This window comes from Streptomyces sp. 891-h, assembly GCF_022760275.1.
Taxonomy (GTDB): Bacteria; Actinomycetota; Actinomycetes; order Streptomycetales; family Streptomycetaceae; genus Streptomyces; species Streptomyces spirodelae.
Genome location: NZ_CP050693.1, coordinates 84,004 through 107,165 on the forward strand (window position 1 = coordinate 84,004; position 23,162 = coordinate 107,165).

Genomic DNA, 23,162 nt, shown 5'->3' on the forward strand with positions numbered 1-23,162 from the left:
AAAGCGCCCGGTCGGGGTGTCCTGGGCGAGGTCATCGGCCGCCCGGGGTCGACACCGAGGTGGGCCACGTACCGCCGGACGTCGCGGTGCAGCGCGCCTACGAGGCGTTCGGCGGCCTCCGGGCCCGCTCAGAGGCCGGACCTGCGGCCTCCTCTGCACACGGGTCTGCTGAGCGTTCGAGGAGTTCGCCCAGCGAGTGCGGCACCCACCCGATGGCCGCGTGCGGGGACTGTCCCGAGGTGGAGCCGACCGCCTGGAGTCGATACGGCTGCTCCCCGCCCAGCAGCAGTAATAGCAAGCCAGCAGGCTCAGCCGCTCCACCCCGTCGATCGACACCGGGATACGGCGGACCCGCTCGTCTGCCGATACGGGCGCCACGCGCGCCCGTCGGCCCATGTTCACGGCATGAACACGCGGGGAGCCCCTCTCCGAGGACACCCCCGCGTGGCTGCCCGTAAGAGCGGGGGAACAGCCGGCGGCGGTGCACGCGGGATGGCCGGGGCCAACCGCCCCCGCAAGGAGACCCGTTGGTCAGAGGGCTGCGCAGCGTGCTTCCGCTCTCTGGCGGCGGGCGCGCGCGTGTGGTTTGCTGCTGCGCGTCGGGTCGGCCCTCGGTCGGCAACTTCGCGCAGAACAGGGGACGTTCATGGCCAAGCGCGTGCTGTTCAAGGCGGCGAGCAAGCTGGGCATCACCGTCAAGGGGGCGGCCGGTGCCTACCCCTGGGTTCCGTAGACAACTGACGACGTAGACACCTGTTGAACCCCTAGGCACCGCGCCACGGCAGTTCCACGGCGGCCCGGCCCCGGCACCCACCGGAGCCGGGCCGCCCGCGCCTGAGCTCCGCCGGCACGCTCCGGAGGACTGCCGGCACTGTCCGAAGGAGAGGGATCCGTGCTCCGTCCACCCGCGCCCACGGGGTTCTCACCCGCCGAGTTCCTGGAGAGATACGAGCAGGACCGCCTCGGCACGCTCGGCTCCGCCGTCCGGCAGCACGGCCCGGTCGTACAGCTCGCCGAGGGCACCGTGCTGGTCAACGACCCCGCCGCGGCGCAGGAGGTGCTGCGCCGCACCAACACCGACTTTCTCGTCACCAGCACCATCCGGCGCGACGAGGTGAGCGGTGTGCGCGACGATCCGGCCACGCAGGAGTGGATGCGCGGTCGCCGGGCCACCCAGCGCGGCATGTCTCCCGACCCGCTGCGGAAGCACCGGCGGTGGCTCACCTCCGCGGCCGAGGCATTGTGCCGGCAGTGGCGGACGGCAGGTGACATCGCTGACCCCCTCCTCGGCCTGGAACAGCTCACCGCACGGTCCTTCACCACCTACTGCTTCGGTTCGCGGGACGCCGGCCAGGTCCCCGCCCGCACGGCCGAACTGCTGACCTCCATCACCCCGCTGATCGCCAGCCCGTTCCAGCTGCCGCGGGCGCTCCGGCGGCTTCTCCCGCGCTACCGCCGCTCGGTGCGTGCGCAGAACGCTCTGGAGGACGAACTGCGCGGCGCGCTCGCCAGGCCCGGCAGCGGTGGACTCGTCGACACGCTCACCGCCTCCGGACTCGGCACGGAAGCCGTGGTGCGCGTCCTCGTCTCCAGCGGTCTGGCCTCCTACCGGGTGCCCGCGGCCGCCGTCACCTGGTGTCTGGTCGCCCTGGCCGACAACCCCCGGACGGCCGAGGCATGTGCGCGCGCACTCCACTCGGCGGAGGAGGGATGCGTGCCGGATTACGTCCGGTGGACGCTCGCCGAGACGCTCCGGCTCTGGCCACCGAACTGGCTGATCGTGCGCACCGCGCGAGGGGAGCAGGAGGCCGCGGGCTGGCGGATACCCGAGGGTGCCGCCGTGCTGATCTCCCCGTACGTGCTGCACCGGAACACGGCGACGTTCGGCGACGACGCCGACCGCTTCCGCCCGGAGCGCTGGCAGGATCTGAAACCGGAAGCCGGCGCCTATCTGCCGTACGGCATGGGCACCCGCTGGTGCGTCGGCAAGGCGCTGGCCGATGTCGAACTCTCGGCGCTGGTGAGCGTCCTGGCCGGCTCGCTCCGCTTCACCGTCACCAGCATGGCGCCCCGGCCGGACGTCCGCACCACCTTGCTACCGGCGGGACTGACCATGAGCGTCACCGCCCGGTGACGGCGGCGCTCAACCCGCTCACCAGCGGACGGGCAGCCGCCGGATGCCGCGGGACACCAGGCTGGACAGCCGGTCGGCCGGCGGTCCGTCGGGCGCGAGCCCGGGCAACCGGGAGAGGAGCGTGCGCAGGACGATGCGCCCCTCCAGCCGGGCCAGCGGAGCGCCGAGGCAGAAGTGCGCCCCATGGCCGAAGCTCAGGTGCCCCCGGCCGCCCCTGCGGATGTCGAAACATTCCGGCCGGTCGTAGCGGGCCGGATCCCGGCCCGCGTCCGCCGCGGCGATCAGCACCACGCCACCGGCCGGTACGACGGTGCCGCAGATGTCCGCGTCCTCGACCGCGATGCGCGGGGTCGACGTCTCCACCGGGCTGTCGTAGCGGAGCATCTCTTCGATCGCCCCCTCCAACAGGGTGTCCGGACCGGAGCGCAGCGCAGCCAGCTGCTCCGGATGGGAGAAGAGGGCGCTGATCCCGTTGCACAGGAAGTTCACCGTTGACTCGTGCCCGGCGATCAGGAGGAGGAACGCCGTGGAGAGCAGTTCGTCCTCGGAGAGCCTGTCGCCCTCGTCGTCCACCGTGTGGATGAGCGCGCTGAGCAGATCCGGCCCCGGGTCCGTGCGCTTCGCCGCTATCAGGTCCGTCAGATGAGCGACCGCCTCCCGGTGTGCGGCGCGGGCGGAGTCGCCGCTCGTGGGGGCGACGACCTCGTCCGACCATCGACGGAACGCCTCCCTGTCGATGTCCGGGATGCCCAGCAGCTCACAGATCACGGTGAGCCGCACCGGGAAGGCCACTGAGTCCACGAGATCACCGCGCCGCTCCGGTGCCTCCAGCATCGCGTCCACCAACCGGTCGGTCAGTTCCTGGATGCCCGGGGCCAGCGCCGCGACCCGGCGCGGTGTGAACTCCCGCGAGACGAGGCGGCGCAGCCGGGTGTGGTCGGGCGGGTCCGCGAGCAGCATGTGCGCGTTTCCCGGGCTCTCCAGCGTCGTCGGCGTCGGCAGGCCGGTGGCCAGAGCGCCGTACCGTCGCCAGTCCCGGCTCAGCCAGGGATGCGTATAGGCGACCCGAGCCGCTTCATGGCCCACGACCAGCCAGAAGGACTCCTCCCCGTCGGTGGTCACCCGGTGCACCGGACCCCGCTCCCGCAGCGCCGCGTAGGCCGGGTACGGATCGGTCGCGAAGTCCGGGTGCAGCTCCAAGAGGTTGACCGGACGGGCGTCGAGCATGGGGACCTCCGGCACAGGACGGCGGCGGGGGGGACTCACCCTAGGAGCCCGGGCAGGTCCACGAACAGATCGCCCTTCGGGTCCGGAGGAGCGGATCGGGAGGTCTGCGGCGATTCGCCGTGGTGAGTGCCACACCCCGCACCTCGTCACCCGTAAGGCTGATGAGGACCACTGCGCCGACTTGCCCTGGCGACAAGCGGACGGCTGTATGCGCCAGCCGCTGAGGCCCTGAGCGGCTACACCCCGTCCGTCCGATGGCGCCCCGGTGCACCGTTCATGCTCTCCGCCACGTGCGCGGATGCCCCCCAACTGCGCATAGGCGGACGCGTCAACGTGATCTGCTTCCCGCACGCGACAGGAGTCCCTTGATCCTCCGCACCGGATGGCGTCCTCGTCCACCACGCGGCCGGCGACCGCACCGCGCATCGGTGCGCACCGCGTTGCATGGCTTGGAGTTCCGATCCTCGGTCGTCCCGGTACACCGACCGGATCAGCATCGACGACGACAAGATCCCCACCGGGGTGACCCTGACCCGGCTCATCGCCTGAACCTGCTCTCCGAGCAGGCCAAAGCGTGTCGCACAAGGCCGTGTTCGGACAGGTCAGGGCCCGTGGAGACAGTCCTCTGGTCATGATGCGAGGGCGAGGTGGTGCATGCGGGCGACAGCCTGACCGCATGGTGGAGGCCGTCGCCGTGTTGCCGTCAGTCACGGAGGATCTTGTGATTCTTCATCCGGCCGATCACATGCTCCACCCGGGCGCGGACCTTGCGGTGGGCGGCGTTGTCGTCCTCCTCGCCCGGCAGCAATGGCCGGTGGGGGCGTTTGCGGTGCGGGGTGATCAGGCCGCAGTTGAGGTGGACGCCATCGCCGAGGACGTCACGCCCTGGCACTGCGCGGCCAGGCCGGAGGCCCGCCGGCGTGCGCGTCCGCAGTGGTGCCCGACACCGGCCGGGCCGCCGCGATCACCAGGCGGGTGTCGGCGTCCACGAAGACGTGCAGGTTCGCCGAGAACCGGTAGTTGCGTGACGCAGAGCCGACGTTGCGGTCAAAAGGTGGCGATCCGCGAAGTGTGGGCGGTAGGAGCCCGCACGGATGCAGAGGCGTATGCGGAAGCCACCGTCAGAGGCAAGGAGTCCGGAGGCAGCCAACCTGGATTCACTCGCCTCACTCATGTGATCGAGCGGCTCGGACGGCTGTCCGGAGACGTAACCGCGCCAGCTTTGCCACCCAAGGAGCCCGTACCCGACTGGCCTGCGGAGAGGCTGATCCGCACGGTCGGGATCGCCCGCGAACAGGTTGCGGCGCTCACCTTGCAGCAGGCAGTGGACCTGTGGACCGATTCCACGTCACAACCGCGGAACCAGTAGAGCCGACGTGCTGCGGCATCGGCAGCACGGGCATCACGCCAAGTGACCCGTCGGCCACGTGGCTCGTGCCCGGCGATCGGTCGGCGGTTACGGGAAGCTCTCCCCTACGCCGCCCCGGGCGGCAATGGCCGTACACCCTCATGTACGGCACGGTGCACTATCAGCGACAGCTGCGCGGCGTCTTCAGTGAATCCGGTGAGCAGCAGACGCTTGCCGACCCTGGTCCGGATTCGGCAGTGCACGTCCCACCCCATCGCCCCACTGATTGCGTTGCGCTGCCCTTGATCAGATACCTTGGTGATACTTTCCCATGGAATCACCCGGGTTTCTCCAGTCCTGCGATAGACCAGTCCGCCCTGGCGCAGTATGTAGACCTCGCCATGCCGACTCAGGTAGCGCAGCCCATTGGTGATCCCCGACCAGAGAGACAGCAGCGCCACGCCGAGCAGCAGTCCGGCAAAGGCGCCGCTGGCCGACTCCTTGAAGGTCTGGATGACGACCGGAATGGAGCCGGCCAAGGCGGCCAACCCGATCGGCAGCCAGATGATCCCGACCCGTCCATGTCGCGCTACGTCGGTCTCGTACCGAGCCACGAACCGGCCCAGCTCTCTCTCACCCGGTGTTGCCATTCGCCCCTCCCCCAGTCGTGCGTAGCATCTTCACAAGGTGCCGTACGCATGGCAAGAACACCGTTGACGCAGTGCGCCCTCTCCCCTCCCCCTATGCCATACGGCGCATCGTCCATGGGTCTCAGCCCGGGTGACCCTCGGTCGCTATGGAGGGCGACCGCCACGCCGATTGACCAGCGGATTGATTGCAGGCGGACACCCGCAGCCGCGCCTGACGCGGACTCATAAAGTCACAACTCAGGCATTTAGCTTAGGTAGGTGTCGAGTGTCGCATGCGCACTTGAGGTTCCGAAGCCACCACTCAGGCGTCCCACACTCAAGCTGCGGGCCATGGACAGGAATTCACCTGAGACCTGGTCGGCACGCGGTAATCCATGGCTGCTTCCCGGTAATACAGCACGCGGAACAGTTCCGTCAGAGTTGCTGCAACGCGCGCTCACGCCAGCACGGCCGATCGCCCCTTGGGCGGTCCTCCTACCAGTCCCTGCCACGTCCGGCCGACGGACCCGATGGTGTCGCACTCGTTGGGAACTGCTGCACCGAATAGACACTCCCTGACCGCGCCGCTACGCCAGCGCCACGCTCAACGCTGACCAACGCACCACCGCCGCGACGCCACCTTTGCGGGAAGCCAACGGCAGGGCTTGAAGAGCCAGCCGAAAAGAACCCTGCGCCGCCGTACGGGTCACTCAGCCCGCACGTCCAGCGTCCCGGACGCCACCAGTGTGTGCGTATGGTTCGATACGCCCTCCCGACACATTCAGGTACTCCAAGGGAAGCGCTCACGTCTTGGTCGTGATGGCGGTCGACCAGGACCTTTTTGCTGCGCGGGGCCATGGCGCGGGCGGGTTCCCGGCTTCTGGCAAGAGCTCGGCCTTGCCGGTGGGGCCGGCGTGGTGAGCCCGGGTTGTACGAGGGTCACAGCGATGTGATCACGGTGGCGGCATCCGGTCGCCTCACCGGCGGACGCGGTCTTCGCCTTCGGGGTGGCGAAGACACCTTCAGGAGGGCGACTTCTGCGCCGCACCGGCGGGTAGCTCGCCCGATCCCCGTACGATCAGCCGGGTGGGAACGGTGATGGTGCGTGCCCGGGAGCGGTCGCCGTCGAGCCGGGCCAAGGCCGTGGCCGCGGCGCTGCGGCCGATTTCCTCGGGGTCCTGCGCGACGACGGTCAGAGCCGGTTCCAGCGCCTCGGCGAGGGACACGTCGTCGAAGGCGACGACGGCGACGTCCTTGCGCTTGCTGCGGGCGAGTTGAGAGACGATTCCGAGCGCCATGATGTTGTTCCCGGCGAACAGGGCCGTGGGCGGATCGGCCAGTTCGAGCAACCGGGAGGTCGCGGCCTCGGCCCCCTGCTGGTCGTGTGCGCTGAGGACCAGCGAGCGGTCGTAGGGGATGTCTGCTTCTCGCAGAGCCGTGCGATAGCCGGCGAGTCGCTCGCGGCGGGTGTAGAGCTTGACGGGCAGGTCACCGACGAAGCCGATACGGCGGTGCCCGTGAGCGATCAGGTGGGCGACACCGTCGTGGGTGCCTGTGCGGTTGGTGCTGACGACGCTGTCCGTGGACAGGCCGACTCCCGGACGGTCGAGGAAGACCACGGGCAGCCCCGCCGCACGGTGGGGCTTGAGGTGCGCGTGGTTCGCGCCGACGGATGGCACGACGATCAGGATGCTGACGCGCCGGGCGAGAAACGTGTCCGTCAGGGCGCGTTCGCGGTCGGGCTCGTCCGCGGACGAGCCCATCAGCGGAGTCAGTCCACGTTCTCGGACCGTGTCCTCGATGCCGCGGGCCACCGCTCCGAAAAAGGGATTGCCGAGGTCGGGAACCACCAGTCCGATGGTGGTGTCCAGACCGCCGACGCGGATGTTGCGGGCCATGAGGTTCGGCTGGAAGCCCAGCTTGTCCACCGCGGCGCGTACCTGTTCCCGCGTCTGTGCCGAGACGGGCCCGTCCTCGTTGAGGACGCGTGAGACCGTCTTGGCGCTGACGCCCACTTCTCGTGCGACGTCGGCCAGGGTGGGGCGGCGGTTCGCTGCCATGGAGGAAACCGTCTCCTGTGCGGCTCCCGTCTCCGGCGGCGGCCTCCGCCGGAGACTTGGGAGCGGGTTGCGCTGTCAGGTGGCCTGGACTCCTGCGGCCTTGGCGGCTTCCGAGTCCGTTACGACAGTACCTCCGCCCTCGTCGACGGTGAGCGCGCCGGTCATGATGGCGACAACCTCGGCCATGGAGTAGTCGGACGGTTTGAGCACGGCGGCACGCCTCCCCAGCCGGTGGACGTGGATCCGATCCGCGATCTCGAAGACGTGGGGCATGTTGTGGCTGATCAGGACGACCGGCATACCCTTGTCGCGGACCCGGCGGATCAGGTCGAGTACCTGCCCGGACTCCTTGACGCCGAGCGCTGCGGTGGGTTCGTCCATGACGATGACGCTGCGCGCCCAGGCGACGGCACGGGCCACCGCGACGGCCTGCCGCTGTCCGCCGGAGAGCGTCTCGACCGACTGGGTGAGCGAGCGCAGGCCGATCTTCAGGTCGGCCATGTGCTCGGCGGCATCCTGGCGCATGCGCTTCTTGTCCAGCATGCGGAAGACGCTGCCGAGGACGCCGGGGCGGCGCAGTTCGCGGCCGAGGAACACGTTGGAGGCGATGTCCATGGAGGCGGCCACGGCAAGGTCCTGGTAGACGGTCTCGATGCCGTGATGGCGGGCGCTTTGCGGACCGGAGAACTGGACGGGTTCGCCGTTGAGGCGGATCTCGCCCGCGTCGGGCACCAGGGCGCCGGTGAGGGCCTTGATGAGACTGGTCTTGCCGGCACCGTTGTCGCCGATGACGGCGAGGACCTCGCCGGGCAGCAGGTCGAAGTCGGCGCCGTCGATGGCGGTGACGTGGCCGTATCGCTTGACCAGGCCGCGGGCCTGCAGGACAGGGGTGGGTGAGGTGGTGGCGGTCATCGGGCCCTCTTCCGGGAGATCTGGTCGACGGTCACCGCGAGGATCACCAGGATTCCGGTGATCAGTGTCTGGTAGATGGAGGAGACACCCATCAGCTGCAGGCCGTTGCGGAAGACACCGACGATGAGAACGCCGATGAAGGTGCCCAGAACCGATCCGCGCCCGCCGAAGAGACTGGTGCCGCCGAGGACCACGGCGCTGATGCTGTTGAGGTTGTCGTCCTGCCCGGCCTGCGGGTCTCCGACTCCGGTGCGGGAGATGAGCAGCAGCGCTGCGATGCCGTACAGCAGACCGGCCGCCGCGTAGACGCCGATGGTCAGCCTGGAGGTACGGATGCCGTTCAGCCGCGCCGCTTCCCGGCTGTTGCCCAGGGCGTAGACGTGCCGGCCCCAGCTGGTGCTGCTCAGGGCGTAGGCGAGGAGGAGGAACAGGGCGATGGTGACCAGCGAGCCGTAGGTGATGTCGGTGTTGCCGAGCGGGAAGGTCCGGCCGAGGGCCGTCAGCGGTTCGGGCAGCTTGGTGACCGTCTGCTCTTCGGAGTAGATGTGGGTCAGCGCGAATGCCACGTTGAGCATGCCGAGGGTGACGATGAACGGCGGCAGCGGGACCTTCTGCACCAACACCCCGTTGAGCAGGCTGAATCCGCCGCAGACGACGAGGCCCAGGGCGATGGCGGCGAGCGGCGGCAGGGTGCCCTCGGCCGCCATTTTGGCGATCACGATGCTGCCGAACGCCATCACCGCCCCGCAGGACAGGTCGATGCCCGCGGTGAGGATGATCAGCGTCTGCCCCATCGCCAGGGTGCCGACGACCATGACCTGCTGCACGATCAGCGAGAAGTTTCCGCCGGTGAGGAACTGGTCGGAGGTCAGGGAGAAGAAGACACAGGCCAGGATGAGGGCGACCAGGGGACCCGTAGTCGGTTGCGTGAGCAGTCTGCGGACCGTGGTCGGTGCTTCGAGCTCCGCGTACGGAGCGGACGTGCTGGGGGGCGTGGACGTGGCTGTCATGCGAGGTCCTTGTCGGAAGACAGTGTTCCTTGTCGCCGGGACGAGCGTGTCGCCAGGACAAGGGGGACGGCCGTCCCCGCCGGTCGAGGAGGCTGGGGCGGCCGACCCGCTGAGGGATGGCGGTCTCGGACGGTCCTCAAGGGCGGTTTCTTCAGCCCCAGCAGTGCTTCAGGCCGTAGGCGGTGTCCTTCGACGCGACCCCGTCCCGTGCCTTGTCGGTGATGAGAGTGGTGCCTGTGTCGGTGTAACCGGACGCCTTCTTGCCGTCCTTGGCGTATGTCACGACGGCCTTGACGCCCTCGGCCGCCATCTCCAACGGGTACTGCTGGGAGGTGGCGGCGATCTTGCCGTCCTTGACCGCCCGGGTGCCGGTGCAGCCGCCGTCCACGGAGACGATCAGCACGTCCTTCTCCCGGCCCTTTGCCTTCAGCGCGGTGTATGCGCCCAGGGCGGCCGGCTCGTTGATGGTGTAGACGACGTTGATTCCGGGTTCCTTCTGGAGGCAGTTCTCCATCGCGGTCTGCCCCTTGGCCTGGTCGCCTCCGGTGTCCTGGGAACAGACGATGGAGGGGTCGCCCTTCTTGATGCCGAAGCCTTTGAGGAAGCCGTTGTGCCGCTGGACGCCGACGGAGACGCCCGGCGCGAGGTCGAGGGTGGCTATCTTGGACTTCTTGCCCTTCATGGCGCCCTTGGCATACTCGCCGATCAGCTCACCGGCCTTGAGGTTGTCGGTGGCGAAGAGAGCGTCGACCGCGCTCTTCGGCTCGGTCGGGGTGTCCAGGGCGATGACCAGGACACCCCGCGCACGGGCCTTCTCGACCGCGGGCACGATCGCCTTGGAATCGCTGGGGGTGATCAGGATGCCCTTCACCCCGGCGGACACCATGTTCTCGATGGCGGTGACCTGACTTCTGTTGTCGCCGTCGAATTTGCCGGCCGCGGTCATGAGCTTGACGCCCTTGGCCTTCGCGGTCTTCTCCGCGCCCTCCTTCATCTTCACGAAGAAGGGGTTGGTGTCGGTCTTGGTGATCAGACCGACCTTGATGTCGCCCGAACCGGTGCTGGACGCACTCGATCCGGACCCGCAGGCCGTCAGGGTGAGAGCCGCGGCACCCGAGACGGCGGCGGCTCTGAGGAGGGAGGGGGACAGGCGAGTGGGGCGCGACATGATCACTCCTGTGGGATAGCCGACGGCGTGGGGGGTTGGGATCGAAGCCTGCCCCCCGGTGTCATCGCTGACTTATGTCATCGTTGACACCGCATGGCGAGGATGATGGACTCCGGATCAAGGCAACGTCAATGCCTTCCACCCGTCACGAATCGGCAACATCCGCGAGCGCAGCCCAGGCGTACCGCCCGGCAGCCGTGGCGCGAAGACCGGTCCGCCCCGTCCTTCCGGAGGGAAGACAGCCCATGAACCCGCGTCGGATAACGGTTTTGGGAGAGTGTGTCGCGGACGCCTTCTGCGCACCCGCGAGTGCTTCCAGCGAACTCGCACTGCGCGTGCTGCCCGGTGGCGGACCTGCGAATACGGCGGTGGCCCTGGCACGGCTGGGCACCCCTGCACGCTTTCTCGCACGTCTGTCCGCAGATGTGTTCGGCCGCCTGTTCCGGACCCATCTGGAGGCGTCCGGCGTGGACCTCTCGTATGCCGTGGCGGCGGCTGAGCCCAGCACACTGGCGGTGGCGGAGCTGGACGCCCAGGGACAGGCCGCGTACTCCTTCCACGCGCAGAACACGGCCGACTGGCAGTGGAGCCCAGGGGAATTGGCGCGGGTGGACTTGTCCGAAACGGCCTGTGTGCACACCGGGTCACTGGCGCTGGTCCGGGAGCCCGGCGCGGCGGTGGTGGAAGAGTTCCTTGCGGCGGCCTCTCCCCGGACCACCATCAGCATCGATCCCAACGTCCGGCCGCTGCTGGTGTCCCCGGACGTCTACCGCGCCAGACTGGCGCACTGGTGCGGCCTGGCCGACATCCTGCGGCTGAGCGAGGACGATCTGGACCTGCTTCTGCCCGGCACCCCGCCCGAGCAGGCATGCGACATCTGGCATGCCGCAGGGGCACGGCTCATCGTGATCACACTCGGTGCCGACGGCGCCCTGGTCTCACTCGACGGCGAACGGCTGCGGGTGCCGGTGGCGGCGACACGGGTGATCGACACGGTGGGAGCGGGGGACTCCTTCACCGCCGGGCTGCTGCACCACCTCGAAGCCCATGGACTCCTGTCCGGTCGACTGGACGGTCTCGGTCTCGACGAGGTTGCCGAGGCCTGCCGGTTCGCCACCCGTGTCGCGGCGCTGACCTGCTCGGTTGCCGGCCCCAACCCGCCCTGGCGGGACGAGTTGGCACAGTCGGCAACCGCCGGAAAGGTCTGACGGCTGACGGCTGCCGGCGCCGCCGCGGCGGGTCGGCTGTCGGCCCACACGGACAAGGCCGTCATCCGATGCCTGGAGTTCCACGCACTGACAAGGACGACTCCGCCCACTGACAAGGACACGAAACCATGACGAAAAGCCTGCTCGCCGAGTTCACCGCCCGACAGGGAGCACAGGACGAGGTCACCCGCCTGATCCGGGAGTACGCCCTGAAGGTGCGCGCAGAGGAAGGCAACCTGGCCTTCGACGTCTACACCAAGGCGGACAACCCACGCGCCTACTGGATCTTCGAGGTCTACCGGGACGAGGACGCCTTCACGGCACACCTGAACGCCCCGTACGGCCCCCCGTTCAACGCCGCCCTCGCCCCGCTGATCGAGGAGGACGCCTCCGTGCTGACGTTCCTCGATCCGCTGTCCACGCGTTCGTAGCGAGCCTCCCACGCCGGAGGCGGCCCGAAGCCGGAGCGCACGGGAAGACCGGCCCCCGGCTTCGGGCCGATGGGTCTGTCCGTCTGCGTGTTCCACCGGGGCGTGGACATGCGGCAATTGTTCCGGGTACGCGGCGACCCCGGACCGCCGTAAAGCGCGCTGTTCCGCCTCCCCGACGACCGGCCTTGCTCTGCCGCACCGGGCAGGTGCGGCAGAGCCGGACCGGCCGGCTGCGGGTGGCGGTCCGAGCCGGCGTACGGAACCGAGAAGGTCGTCACCGCCGGATGGACCTCAGCCGCCACGCCCGCAGGGCGTCGAGGGTGACTGCGCCGCCTTCGGCGAAGACGTCGACGCGGGTACTGGAGGGGTCGGGGAAGATCCGGTCGGTGATCACTGCCTCGCCGTTGCCGCCGAAGACCTCGACCGACGACCAGTCGACGAGGATGCGCAGCTTGACCTTGCCGTTCCTGGCCTTCAGGGGCGCGGTCTGGACGCCGGGGAAAGTGTCGCTGAAATCCACCGCACCGGAGCGGGTGCGGTCGATGTACAACTCGCGTGTCGTGGTGTCATAACCGATGACGGTCTCCTCACCGCCGGTGCCGGTGCGTACCTTCAAGCCGAAGCGTTCGGCGTCCTTGAGGGAGAAGGTCGCCTCGATATCGAGGGTCTTGCCCTCGACTCCCCTGCCCCCCTTGACCGCGGTGCCGCTCAGGGGCTGTGAGGAGTTCCTGACCGTGACGCCGGTCGCGGTCGCCGGGCGCTTCCGCCGCAGGGTCTTGACGGTCTGCACGGGCTGACTGGTCAGCCGGATGCGGCCGTCGACAGTGCGCAGGGCCATCTCGCGGGGGATGCTCTGGGCCCCACGCCAGGGGTAGGTGGGGATGGCGCCGGCGTAGTCCCAGTTGTTCATCCAGCCGATCATGTACCGCTTACCGTCCGGGACGTTCTCCCAGGACACCGCCGCGTAGTAATCCTTGCCGTAGTCGGCCCAGTCGGCGCGCTGCAGGGTGGACTTGGCGGGGGCGTCGGCGGCGGTGAACTGGTCGGCCAGGACGTGGCCCCAGCCGCCGGTGTTCATGTCGACGACCTGGATCCGCGCCTTCTTGCCGAGCCAGGGGCGCAAATCGAAGGACGCCCAGTCCAGGGTCTCGCTGTCGGAGCCGGTCGCGCTTCGGACGACCTTGCCGTCGACGATCAGATTGACGGACGTCTCCCGTGAGCGGGGCTGGGCCTTGGTGTCGGACAGCACGATGTGGTCGACGTTGACGTGGCCCCAGCCACCGGTGTTGTCGTCGACGATCCTTATCTTCGCCGTCTTTCCGGCGAGGTCGTCAACGTCCCAGGAAGCCCAGTCGAGCACCTCGTCGTCCTTGCCGGTCGCGCTGCGTACCACCTTGCCGTCGACGAGGAGTTCGACGGCGGTGGGATTGCCGGAACCGGCCGGGTGGCGGCCGCCGCCGATGAGGAAGTTGATGTGCTTCTTGTCGAGGGTGAATTCGGGAGAGGTGAGGGTGCCGGTGCCGGAGTCGCCGTTCCGGAACGTGTTGACCAGACCGTCTCCCAACCAGCCGGAGAACCGCTGCTGGTCGGGGAGCGGGCCGGTGGCTGGTGCGGTGCCGAAGGCGTCGCCGGTCCTCGTCCAGTCGCCGTAGGTGCCGCCCTCGAAATCTGCGAGCACCGTACCCTCCGGCGCGGGCCGCTGCTCCATGACGGTTCCGGACTGGTGGGGATGCCGTCCGCCGCCCACCTTGAAGTTCAGGTAGGGCTTGGCGACAGTGAATCCAGGGGAGGTGAGGGTGCCGGTGGAGCCGTCGCCTTCGTGGAAGCTGTTGGCAAGACCCTTGCCGTCGAAACCGGTCACGGCGCCCTGCCCGTCCACCGCCCCGGCGGCCGGTCCCCGGCCGAACGCGGTGCCGGTCGTTGTCCACGAGCCGAAACCGGCGCTCTCGAAGTCCTGCACCGCCGTGCCGACGGGCGGAGTGTAGGTGCCCTTGTCCTCGGGGGTGAACTTCTTGCCGTCGAAGTCGCCGATGAAGTATTGGGCGGCCGAACCCCTCGCGATACCACCTGGGTTGATATTGACGACCAGGACCCACTTGATGTTGTTCTTGTCGCCGTCGACCGCGAGGGGGAACAGATCAGGGCACTCCCACACGCCGCCCGTGGCGCCGGCCGGACCGAAATCGCTGAGCTGCTTCCAGTCCTTGAGGTTCTTGGACGAGTAGAACCGCACTTTGTGCTCGGCGGACAGTGACACCGTCATCAGCCAGCTCTTGGTGGGCGCGTGCCACTGAACCTTGGGGTCCCGGAAGTCCCTGGAACCGATGTCGATGACGGGATTGCCCCGGTACTTGGTCCAGGTGCGGCCCCGGTCGGTGCTGTAGGCGAGCGACTGGGCCTGCTTGCCGCCGTCCTTGTAGGCGCTGGTATAGACCGCCACCATGGGCGGGTTCTTCTTCGTGCCGAGACCGGAGGTGTTGTTCCAGTCGACGACGGCACTGCCGGAGAAGACCATCTCCTTGTCGTCGTGCGACAGGGCGAGAGGCAACTCCTTCCAGTGCACGAGGTCCTTGCTCACCGCGTGCCCCCAGGACATGTCTCCCCAGGAGTTGCCGTTCGGGTTGTACTGGTAGAAGAGGTGGTATTCGCCCTGGTAGTAGACGAGTCCGTTGGGATCGTTCATCCAGTTCTTCTGCGGCGTGAAGTGGAACTGCGGTCTGTAGGTCTCGGCGTACAGCGGAGTGTCGGCCGCCGCGGCTCGGGGGACGGCGAGCGTGGCCGCGGACAGTGCGCAGACCATCGCCACCGCCGCTGTCGACCGCGTGCGGGCATGCCGGAATACGTGCACAGAGCTCATGAGGTCTCCTTGTCCCGCGGCCGTCCGCGCAACGAGCGGTGACTGCGGCTCCGGGGCGGACGGACCGGAAAAGGGGTGTCAACGTTGACTTGTGTCAGCGTTGACATCGCCTGCCCCGATCAATGAAGCGCAATCAGGCCGGCGCGTCAACGGCGTGAACACGGTTGCTCCGGTTCGGGCTCCCGCTCCATATCGCCTCGCCGAAGGCCGTGGACTGCGACAGGGTGCCTGTCCGTGGCGGGTGGAGCCGGCAATCGAACAGGTCAGCGCGGTGAGCCGGGCGCTCCCCGGCAGGCTTGCGCGGTGGCGCAGGGGGCCGGGACCGGTCGGTGAAAATCTTTGATCCCGGCGCGTCGAGGCCCTCCGCAGGCTCGGGCCGGGCCGCAACAAGCAGCACGCGTGATCGTGACGCATCGTAGTCGGTGACGCACGGTTCGTGCTATGGCCTACGATCCTCTCCTGGCCGCTGTAGGCCTGTGCAGGAGTTCTCCACCCGTCGGCAGGGTTGACAGTACATTTCCGGCGGATTTCGCTCCCTGTCCTCCGGCCCGGCGGCCCGGGCAACTCTTGCGCAAGGGAACAGGCACACCAAGGACGGTGACCCATGGCCGGTACAGCCATGACTGCGACGTTTCTCGCGGTGCTCGCCGGGGCGTCGCTGCTCGCGGTCACCGCGCGCCGCCTGCGCCCCAACGACCGGCTTCCGTCCCTGGAGGGCTGGGCGCTGGCCGACCGGAGCCTCGGACCCCTGTGGACCTGGTTGCTGCTCGGCGGCACGATCTTCACGGCGTACACCTTCACCGCCGTACCAGGACTGGCGTACGGCAACGGCGCGCCCGCGTTCTTCGCGGTGCCCTACACGGTACTCGTCTGCCCGCTCGTCTTCGTCCTGCTGGCCCGGCTGTGGACGGTGGCCCGCCGGCACGGCTACATCACCGTCGCCGACTTCGTGCGCGGACGGTACGGATCCGCGCCACTGGCCCTGGTGGTCGCGCTGACCGGGATCCTCGCGACGATGCCGTATCTGGCGCTGCAGCTGCTGGGCATACGCGCGGTGCTGACAGCCGGCGGCATGTACCCGCGGGGCGCGACCGGCGATCTGGTGATGGCGGCGCTGTTCGCCGGGCTCGCGGTGGCGACCTACCGGCACGGGCTGCGGGCGCCGACCGTCATCTCCGCGCTGAAAGCGGTCGCCGTTTTCGTCTCACTGACCGCCGTGACCTGGCTGGTCCTGGTACGGCTCGGTGGTCCGGGTGCGGTCTTCGAGGGCGCCGCCCAGCGGCTGGGCTCTCCCGCGCTGCTCCTCAGCCCCGCTCATCAGCCGGCCTACGCCACCCTCGCCCTGGGCTCCGCGCTCGCCCTGCTGATGTACCCGCACGTGCTCACGGCGGGCTTCGCCTCCGACGGTTCGCGCACCCTGCGCAAGACCGCGGTGGCGCTGCCCGCGTGGACCGGGCTGCTCGCACTCTTCGGGTTCCTGGGGATCGCTGCGCTCGCGGTGGGGGTGCGGGTGCCGGAGGGCGCGGCCGAGGCGGCGGTGCCGATGCTGGTGGACCGGCTGATGCCGGGTCCGCTGGCCGGGCTGGTGTTCGGAGCGATCACCGTGGGGGCGCTTGTCCCGGCCGCGGTGATGTCGATCGCGGCCGCGACCAGCTTCGTGCGCAATGTCTATGTCGAGTACGTCCATCCGACGGCCACGCCCAAGCGGCAGGTGCGCGTCGCCAAGTTGGTGTCGCTCACCGCGAAAGTGGGCGCGGTGGCCTTCGTGTTCGGGCTGCGCGATCAGGACGCCGTCAACCTCCAGTTGCTCGGCGGGGTCTGGATCCTGCAGATCTTCCCGGCTGTGGCCGTGGGGCTGTACACCCGATGGCTGCACCCCCGGGCCCTGCTTGCCGGGTGGGGCGTGGGCATGGTGGCCGGCACGTTCCTCGTGGTGCGGGAAGGGTTCTCGCCCATCGTGCCACTCGGCACGGATGCCGGACCGCTGGAGATATACGTCGGGCTCGTCGCGCTGCTGCTCAATCTGACTGTCGCAGTGGCCGGGAGCGTCGCTCTCGAACGTCTCCGCGTCCCGCGCGGCGCCGACCTCACCGACCTGCCCCCGCGTCTGACCGTCAGGCGGCACCCCGAGACGGGAGCGAAGAACCCATGAGACACAGATCCGGCATCCCTGTGCCCGTGCCGCAGCCCGCAGTTCCAGCCGAGGCACTCGCCCCCGCGATCGACGACCCCGCCGACGCGGAGAGGGAGGCCGGGGTGGCCCGGCTGTTCGAACTGCACTACACCCCGATGCTGCGACTCGCCGTGCTGCTGGGAGCCGACGATCCGGAGAACGTGGTGGCCGAGGCCTACTACCAGATCTACCGCAGATGGCGACGGCTGCGGGACACCGCGGCGGCCGAGGCGTATCTGCGCTCCACGGTCTGCAACCTGACGCGGATGCGGATACGCCATCTGCAAATGGCACGCAAACACGCGGTGAGACCACCCGACGAGATGGTCGCCTCGGCCGAGAGCACCGCGCTGCTGCGCGACGATCAACGTGTGCTGATCGACACGCTGCGGCAGCTACCGACCCGGCAGCGTGAGGCGCTGGTGCTGCGGCACTGGCTCGGGCTGAAGGAAAGTGAGATCGCCGCTGCGATGGGAATTTCCGCCGGATCCGTCAAGACGCATACGGCGCGCGGTATCGCAGCGCTGACCCAGGCGATGGAGGCCCGGAAATGAACGACACCAGTCCCGACCGGACGGAGAGGGAACTGGGCGAAGCCCTGGCCGCACTCGCGGACGGGGTGCGGGGTGCCCCCGACGCCTACAGCACCGCGCGCGGCGACTGGCTGCGCCGCGAGCGTCGGCGCCGACTCGTCCTCGCGGTGCTCATCGCGGCCGTCTTCACACTGGCCACGGTGATCGGCCTGTGGGTGCTGAACCAGACGCCCTCGGAGCGGGGGGTCATCTTTTCCGGTGCGGGGTCCACCAGCGGGGTTCTCGCGTCACTCCCCCGGCCCCTCCCCGACTGCCTCGTGCCCTGCGCCCCAGCCGTGTGACCTCTCGACCGGTTTGATGTCCTGCTGTGTTCGCGTAGTCGGCGAGGGAATGGAGCCGCCCGTATGCCGGGGAGACCTCAGTTGAAGCCAGCGGTGATCACGCCGGCCCGGGTGGTGATCGCCCTGTGTCTCGTCGCCCCGTTCGTGGCGATGCTGTGGGTCGGCTCCTACGCCAAGAACGGCCCCGCCTTGATGGGCATCCCGTTCTTCTACTGGTACCAGATGCTGTGGGTGCCGCTCTCCGCAGTGCTGACGATGATTGCCTACCAACTGTGGCGGCGTGACCAGCGGGCACGCCGGAGCGGGGACGCCGGGGAGTGAAAGAGGGGGTCAAGCGTATCCGTGACGTCATGACCCGCCACCTGAAACTCAGGGAAATCTCCTGTCAACCGAATCGGAACCCCCGGCAACTCTTGAGCAGACCGCCGGGCGGCCGGCTCGCGGCATCCATGCAGGAGGTCAGGAGGCACCGTTGGCAGACAGCGGATACGGACCAGCACCCCGTGGCCGGGTACGCCGCCGAGCCATGCAAAGCGGGCGCCAGCGCCCGGTCCCCCGTTCCGGTCGCCGGTCTGCCTCCGTCGAGGAGGGCCACGCTCCCCGTCCACGCGGTCTGCCTGCCAGGTGCACGTCCCGCGCAGGGCAACTGCTCAAAGTCCCCAGAACCCTTTCCCAGAACCCAGAGAGCGTCTCGCATGAACGCACTTCCGCTGCTGTTGATCGGCCTTGCGATATTCGCGGGCGGATACGTCCTCTACTCGAAATTCCTGGGCAACCGGGTCTACAAGCTTGACGCGTCCTTCAAGACGCCCGCGCACGAGCTGCAGGACGGCGTGGACTACGTCCCGACCAACAAGTTCGTGCTGTGGGGTCACCACTTCACCTCGGTCGCGGGGGCAGCGCCGATCGTCGGCCCCGCCGTCGCCGTGATCTGGGGCTGGGTGCCCGCGTTCCTGTGGGTCACCCTCGGCACGGTCTTCTTCGCGGGCATGCACGACCTGGGAGCTCTGTGGGCCTCGGCGCGCAACAAGGGCCGCTCGATGGGCACGCTCTCGGGCCGCTACATCGGCGCCCGGGGCGCGAACCTCTTCCTCGTCGTGATCTTCCTGCTGCTCCTGATGGTGATCGCGGCCTTCGCGGTGGTCATCAAGGACCTGCTGATCTCCACTCCCTCGGCGGTGATCCCCGCCTGGGGCGCGGTCGCGGTGGCGCTGCTGGTCGGCCAGGCCGTCTACCGCTACAGGATGAACCTCGGCCTGGTCACCGTGGTGGGCGTCGTCGCGCTCTACGCCCTGATCCTCCTCGGTGACGCCGTCCCCGTCGAGCTGCCCGACCCGATCCTGGGCATGTCCCCGGCCACCTTCTGGATCGTCGCCCTCTTCGTCTACGCCGGCATAGCCTCCCTGTTGCCCGTGTGGGTGCTGCTCCAGCCGCGTGACTACATCAACGGCGTCCAGCTCTTCGTCGGGCTCGGCATCCTGTTCGTCGCAGTGGTGCTGAGCGCCCCGACGGTCGTCGCCCCGGCATTCAACGACGCCGTGCCCGCGGGCACCCCGGACCTGTTGCCACTGCTGTTCGTGACCATCGCGTGCGGCGCCATCTCCGGCTTCCACGGCATGGTCTCCTCGGGCACCACCTCGAAGCAGCTGGACAAGGAGACCGACGCCCGCTTCGTCGGCTACTTCGGCGCGGTCGGCGAGGGCATGCTCGCGCTCGGCGCGATCATCGCCGCCATCGCGGGCTACCGCACCATGGCCGACTGGAAGGCCGTCTACACCGCCTTCGGCGAGGGCGGCGTCGGGGCTTTCGTCACGGGCGGCGGCAAGATCGTCAACAGCGGCCTGGGCCTGTCGGCTTCGCTGAGCTCGACGGTCCTGGCCACCATGGCGATCCTGTTCGCCGCTACCACCATGGACACCGGCATGCGCCTGCTGCGCTTCGTCGTCCAGGAGGCCGGCGAGGTCGCAAAGTTGAAGATCAGCAATGGCGTCGGCACCGTCATCGCGCTCGCCGCCGGTATGGGACTCACCTTCAGCCAGGGCGCCGATGGCGCCGGCGGCCTCCGTATCTGGCCGCTGTTCGGCACCAGCAACCAGCTGCTGGCTTCCCTGACCCTGTCCATCGTCGCGGTCATGCTGATCCGCAAGCGGCGCAACCCGGCTCCTGCGCTGGTGCCGCTCGCGGTCGTGTTCGTGATGGCGTTCTGGGCCGCGCTCGCGCAGCTCGGCGACCTCTACGACGCCCGGGACTGGCTGCTGCTGACCATCGACGTCGTCATCATCGTCGCCGCCGTGTGGGTCGCCTTCGAGGCGGTTGTCGCGATGCGGCGGGCGTCCCAGGAGCCACCGGAGGCCCCTGACGCCGATGTGACGGAGAAGGCCGAGGTGACGGGGTGACATCCCGCTGGGCCTCGTTCCGGGCCGGGCTGGAGGAGTTCTACGCCGGCCCCTACCGGCGTACCTTCGCCCGCGCCCGGCGCGAGGAGGACGACCTCTTCCGGATGGTCGTCCTCGCGGAAGCACTGGGCGTACCCGACCCGGCGGCGTACTACACCGTCGAGCTGATGCCCGCCCTCTACGAGGACTTCCACGCCTGGCACCGCCGGATGGGCATGGACCGCTCGCCACTGGAGCATGTCGGGTGCTGCTAGACCTCCTCACCTCGCGCAGAGTTGTCTTCGTCGGCGGCAAGGGCGGGGTGGGCAAGACGTCCATCGCCGCGGCGCTCGCCCTCGGCCGTGCCAGGGCGGGCGCCCGCGTGCTGCTGGTTTCCACCGACCCCGCCCACAACCTCGGCCACCTCTGGGACCGCGTGGTGGGCGACGAGCCCACGCGCCTCGCCGGCCCCGGGGACCTCTCCCCCGGGGCCGGGACGGCGGGTCACGTCGACGGACTGGAGATCGACCCCGAGCGCACGGTCGAGCAGCACCTGTCCGCGGTCGCCGGGACGATGCGACGGCTGCTGCCCGAACGGATGCACGCACCGGCCGCCCGGCACCTGGAGCTGGCCCGGCTGGCACCCGGCACCCACGAGTCGGCGGTGCTCGAGCGGATCGCCGAGGCGGTGGAGCTCGGGGAGGAGGCGTACGACCTGGTCGTCTTCGACACCGCCCCGTCCGGCCATACGCTACGGCTGCTCGCGCTGCCCGAACAGCTCACCTCCTGGACCGAGACCCTGCTCGCCAACCGTGACCGGTCCGAGCGGTTCGGCGCCGCGGTGCGCGGCCTCGGCGGCGGCGAGCAGGCTGACCGCGACGCCGAGTTGCGCCGGATCCTGCTGCGCCGCCGCGACCGCTTCTCCCGGTTGCGCGAGGTGGTGACGGACCCGGCTCAGGCGGGGTTCGTGGTCGTGCTGACCGCTGAGCTGCTCCCCATCGCCGAGACCGTGGAGGTGTACGAGAAGCTCACCGGCCTCGGTGTCGAGGTGGCCGCACTCGTCGCCAACCGCCGTTCCCCGGCGGACGCCGGTGAGCTGCTCGCCCGGCGCCGGGGGCAGGAGGACCAGCACCTCGTCCGACTGCGGCGGCAGGTGGACGTACCACTGCTCGACGTACCGCTGCTGCCGGGGGATCTGGTGGGCACTCAGGCACTTGCCGCGCTGGCCGACCTGCTCGGACCCTCCTCTTCCTGAGTTTCCGGATGATGCCGGACCGCCTGCTGGTCCGGGGCGCGCGACGCCCTCTGCCTGCGGGAGAACGCTGTCCTCAAGCCGGAAGGACAACAGGTCCTCAGGTCCCGGGTGTCCTCGACCGACAGGTCGACTCGCTCGTCCGCACTCCCTGGCTGCGCCGCCGAGTCCGAGCGGGCCGGACGCTGCTCGTCCGGTCAGGGGGGTGTGCCTTACGACAGGTAGCGGCGTACCGCGCGGAAGACCGACGTCCGGTGCCGCGCCGCACCCGCGCCGCCCCGGCCGGGCTCGCGGGAACGCAGTCGATCGGCCTCGACGACGGAGGCGGCCTCGATGTCGGGGACGGCCTCGATGTCGGAGGCGGACGTTCATGGCGGCCGTCCCCGCTCGCGGCTGCGGAACGCAGACTTGCTGCTGTGTGCCGCCCGCTCGGACGTGCCCCTGCTTCGGGAGTCGTCCGAGCCCTTCTTCGCGGTCCGCCCTGTTGCCTTCGAGCCGTGGCCCGAGGCTTTCCCCGAGACCTTGCCGGACACCCGGCTCGTGGACTTCTTCGCGGCACGTCCGGCCGACTCAGCGGTCTCGGATGCGGTGTCCCCCACCTCCTCGGCAGCCCGCCCGGCACTGCCGGCCACCTCCTCGGCGGCCTTCCCGGCTCCCCCACCCACATCTTCGGCGGCTTTGCCGGCTCCCCCACCCACGTCCTCGACCGCCTTCCCGGCTCCCCCACCCACGTCCTTCACGGCTCCGCCCGCGCCCGCCCCGACGTCTTCCACAGCCTTGCCCGCGCCCTGACCCACATCCTCGACCGCTGCGCCCGCACCCTCCCCCAGCTCGCCAACCGCCTTCCCGGCACCGCCGCCCAGGCTCTCCGCCGCGGACCCGACGCCGGAGGTCACCTGCTCCAGGAGCTGAGGGTTGCGGTCGATGGTCGACAGCACCCTGCCGACGATCGCGGCGACGTTGTCGAGCCGGACCTTGAGCAGGGCCTGCGCCTCCACGCCCTTGATGTCGAGTTCCACGCGGCCGAGCGACACGTCGGCGCCGACATTGAGCTTGAGGAGGTCCAGGACCTCCGCCTGGAGGGAGACCCTGGCCTGCAGGTCTTCGACCTGCAGATTGATTTCCTCGACCCTCAGCTGCGGTACGTCCAGGAGAACGTCCGGGTCACCGGACCTGTCAACTGACGAGGGGGCCTCTGCCAGCTCGCCTTCCAGAGGATCCTCACCCTCGTCCTCCCCGGTCCACTCCGCGTCGGCCGGCTCCTCGTCCGCACGCTCGTCATTGTCGGACGGGTATGCATCGCGCTCCTCCTCGTCCGCGCCAGTGTCGTCCCTCATACCGCACCTCAAAGCATTTGCGTGCTTTCCACCGTTTTCACACTAGGGGAGGTGACGGCCTTCCGCGCCCGGAGGCGGGTTGCACCACCGGGCGCCGCGGGATGTACGGACAGTGAACCCACCTCGCGGCCGGACAGCACCGTCTCAGCGACGGCAACGCCGGTGGA

Annotated in this window: 18 protein-coding genes and 2 pseudogenes; 10 read left to right on the forward strand and 10 right to left on the reverse strand. The window is 69.2% G+C overall.

Going from position 1 to position 23,162, the window contains the following annotated elements:
- Positions 1–15: 15 nt before the first annotated feature.
- Positions 16–122 (reverse strand): annotated as a pseudogene (locus HC362_RS00415) (RNA polymerase subunit sigma); the annotation flags it as partial.
- A gap of 770 nt (positions 123–892) precedes the next feature.
- Between HC362_RS00415 and HC362_RS00420 the strand changes: the two are divergent.
- Positions 893–2,134 carry a cytochrome P450 gene (locus tag HC362_RS00420; protein WP_243081665.1) on the forward strand — a complete coding sequence of 414 codons (1,242 nt, stop codon included), beginning with the start codon at positions 893–895 and terminating at the stop codon, positions 2,132–2,134.
- Positions 2,135–2,152: 18 nt separating this feature from the next.
- On the opposite strand, the gene HC362_RS00425 is transcribed toward HC362_RS00420, so the two are convergent.
- From HC362_RS00425 to HC362_RS00455, 7 genes and pseudogenes are all read right to left on the reverse strand, one after another.
- Positions 2,153–3,361 (reverse strand): cytochrome P450, encoded by a 1,209-nt coding sequence (locus HC362_RS00425; protein WP_243081666.1) that lies wholly within the window; start codon positions 3,359–3,361, stop codon positions 2,153–2,155.
- A gap of 629 nt (positions 3,362–3,990) precedes the next feature.
- Positions 3,991–4,410, reverse strand: a pseudogene (locus tag HC362_RS35020) (transposase family protein); the annotation flags it as partial.
- Between the two features lie 424 nt (positions 4,411–4,834).
- Positions 4,835–5,359, reverse strand: coding sequence for a hypothetical protein (locus tag HC362_RS00435; RefSeq protein ID WP_243081668.1), 525 nt, complete (start codon positions 5,357–5,359; stop codon positions 4,835–4,837).
- A 1,001-nt stretch (positions 5,360–6,360) separates the two neighbouring features.
- Entirely contained in the window at positions 6,361–7,398 is a 1,038-nt protein-coding gene (locus tag HC362_RS00440) for a LacI family DNA-binding transcriptional regulator (RefSeq protein ID WP_243081669.1), read from the reverse strand.
- A gap of 75 nt (positions 7,399–7,473) precedes the next feature.
- Positions 7,474–8,310, reverse strand: a complete 837-nt coding sequence (locus tag HC362_RS00445; RefSeq protein WP_243081670.1) for an ATP-binding cassette domain-containing protein — start codon at positions 8,308–8,310, stop codon at positions 7,474–7,476.
- Positions 8,307–9,320, reverse strand: a complete 1,014-nt coding sequence (locus HC362_RS00450; RefSeq protein ID WP_243081671.1) for an ABC transporter permease — start codon at positions 9,318–9,320, stop codon at positions 8,307–8,309. Before HC362_RS00450 ends, HC362_RS00445 begins: the two co-directional genes overlap by 4 nt.
- A gap of 151 nt (positions 9,321–9,471) precedes the next feature.
- The gene (locus HC362_RS00455) at positions 9,472–10,488 is read right to left on the reverse strand and encodes a sugar ABC transporter substrate-binding protein (protein WP_243081672.1); all 1,017 of its coding nucleotides are present in this window, start codon (positions 10,486–10,488) and stop codon (positions 9,472–9,474) included.
- 245 nt (positions 10,489–10,733) lie between these two features.
- On the opposite strand from HC362_RS00455, the gene HC362_RS00460 reads away from it, so the two are divergent.
- Both HC362_RS00460 and HC362_RS00465 read left to right on the forward strand, forming a co-directional pair.
- On the forward strand, positions 10,734–11,696 hold the full coding sequence (locus tag HC362_RS00460) for a carbohydrate kinase (RefSeq protein WP_243081673.1): 963 nt from the start codon (positions 10,734–10,736) through the stop codon (positions 11,694–11,696).
- Between the two features lie 128 nt (positions 11,697–11,824).
- A complete protein-coding gene (locus tag HC362_RS00465; RefSeq protein ID WP_243081674.1) occupies positions 11,825–12,127 on the forward strand; it encodes a putative quinol monooxygenase in 303 nt (100 codons plus the stop codon).
- Positions 12,128–12,401: 274 nt separating this feature from the next.
- Here HC362_RS00465 and HC362_RS00470 read toward each other — a convergent pair whose 3' ends face one another.
- Positions 12,402–14,984: a glycoside hydrolase family 32 protein gene (locus tag HC362_RS00470; protein WP_279240052.1), complete on the reverse strand. Its 2,583-nt coding sequence runs from the start codon at positions 14,982–14,984 to the stop codon at positions 12,402–12,404.
- A 604-nt stretch (positions 14,985–15,588) separates the two neighbouring features.
- Between HC362_RS00470 and HC362_RS00475 the strand changes: the two genes are divergently transcribed.
- The 7 genes from HC362_RS00475 (at position 15,589) to HC362_RS00505 (ending at position 21,661) form a co-directional block, all read left to right on the forward strand.
- Positions 15,589–17,136, forward strand: a complete 1,548-nt coding sequence (locus HC362_RS00475; protein ID WP_243081675.1) for a sodium:solute symporter — start codon at positions 15,589–15,591, stop codon at positions 17,134–17,136.
- Positions 17,133–17,711: a sigma-70 family RNA polymerase sigma factor gene (locus HC362_RS00480; RefSeq protein ID WP_243081676.1), complete on the forward strand. Its 579-nt coding sequence runs from the start codon at positions 17,133–17,135 to the stop codon at positions 17,709–17,711. Before HC362_RS00475 ends, HC362_RS00480 begins: the two co-directional genes overlap by 4 nt.
- The gene (locus HC362_RS00485) at positions 17,708–18,031 is read left to right on the forward strand and encodes a hypothetical protein (RefSeq protein WP_243081677.1); all 324 of its coding nucleotides are present in this window, start codon (positions 17,708–17,710) and stop codon (positions 18,029–18,031) included. Before HC362_RS00480 ends, HC362_RS00485 begins: the two co-directional genes overlap by 4 nt.
- Positions 18,032–18,094: 63 nt before the next feature.
- Positions 18,095–18,352 (forward strand): DUF3311 domain-containing protein, encoded by a 258-nt coding sequence (locus HC362_RS00490; protein ID WP_243081678.1) that lies wholly within the window; start codon positions 18,095–18,097, stop codon positions 18,350–18,352.
- Positions 18,353–18,726: 374 nt separating this feature from the next.
- Positions 18,727–20,427 carry a carbon starvation protein A gene (locus HC362_RS00495; RefSeq protein ID WP_243081679.1) on the forward strand — a complete coding sequence of 567 codons (1,701 nt, stop codon included), beginning with the start codon at positions 18,727–18,729 and terminating at the stop codon, positions 20,425–20,427.
- Positions 20,424–20,681, forward strand: a complete 258-nt coding sequence (locus HC362_RS00500) for a cory-CC-star protein (protein WP_019359067.1) — start codon at positions 20,424–20,426, stop codon at positions 20,679–20,681. Before HC362_RS00495 ends, HC362_RS00500 begins: the two co-directional genes overlap by 4 nt.
- Positions 20,672–21,661: an ArsA family ATPase gene (locus HC362_RS00505; protein ID WP_243081680.1), complete on the forward strand. Its 990-nt coding sequence runs from the start codon at positions 20,672–20,674 to the stop codon at positions 21,659–21,661. The genes HC362_RS00500 and HC362_RS00505 overlap by 10 nt, the downstream gene beginning before the upstream one ends.
- Positions 21,662–22,026: 365 nt before the next feature.
- Here HC362_RS00505 and HC362_RS00510 read toward each other — a convergent pair whose 3' ends face one another.
- A complete protein-coding gene (locus HC362_RS00510) occupies positions 22,027–22,995 on the reverse strand; it encodes a hypothetical protein (RefSeq protein WP_243081681.1) in 969 nt (322 codons plus the stop codon).
- Positions 22,996–23,162 lie beyond the last annotated feature (167 nt).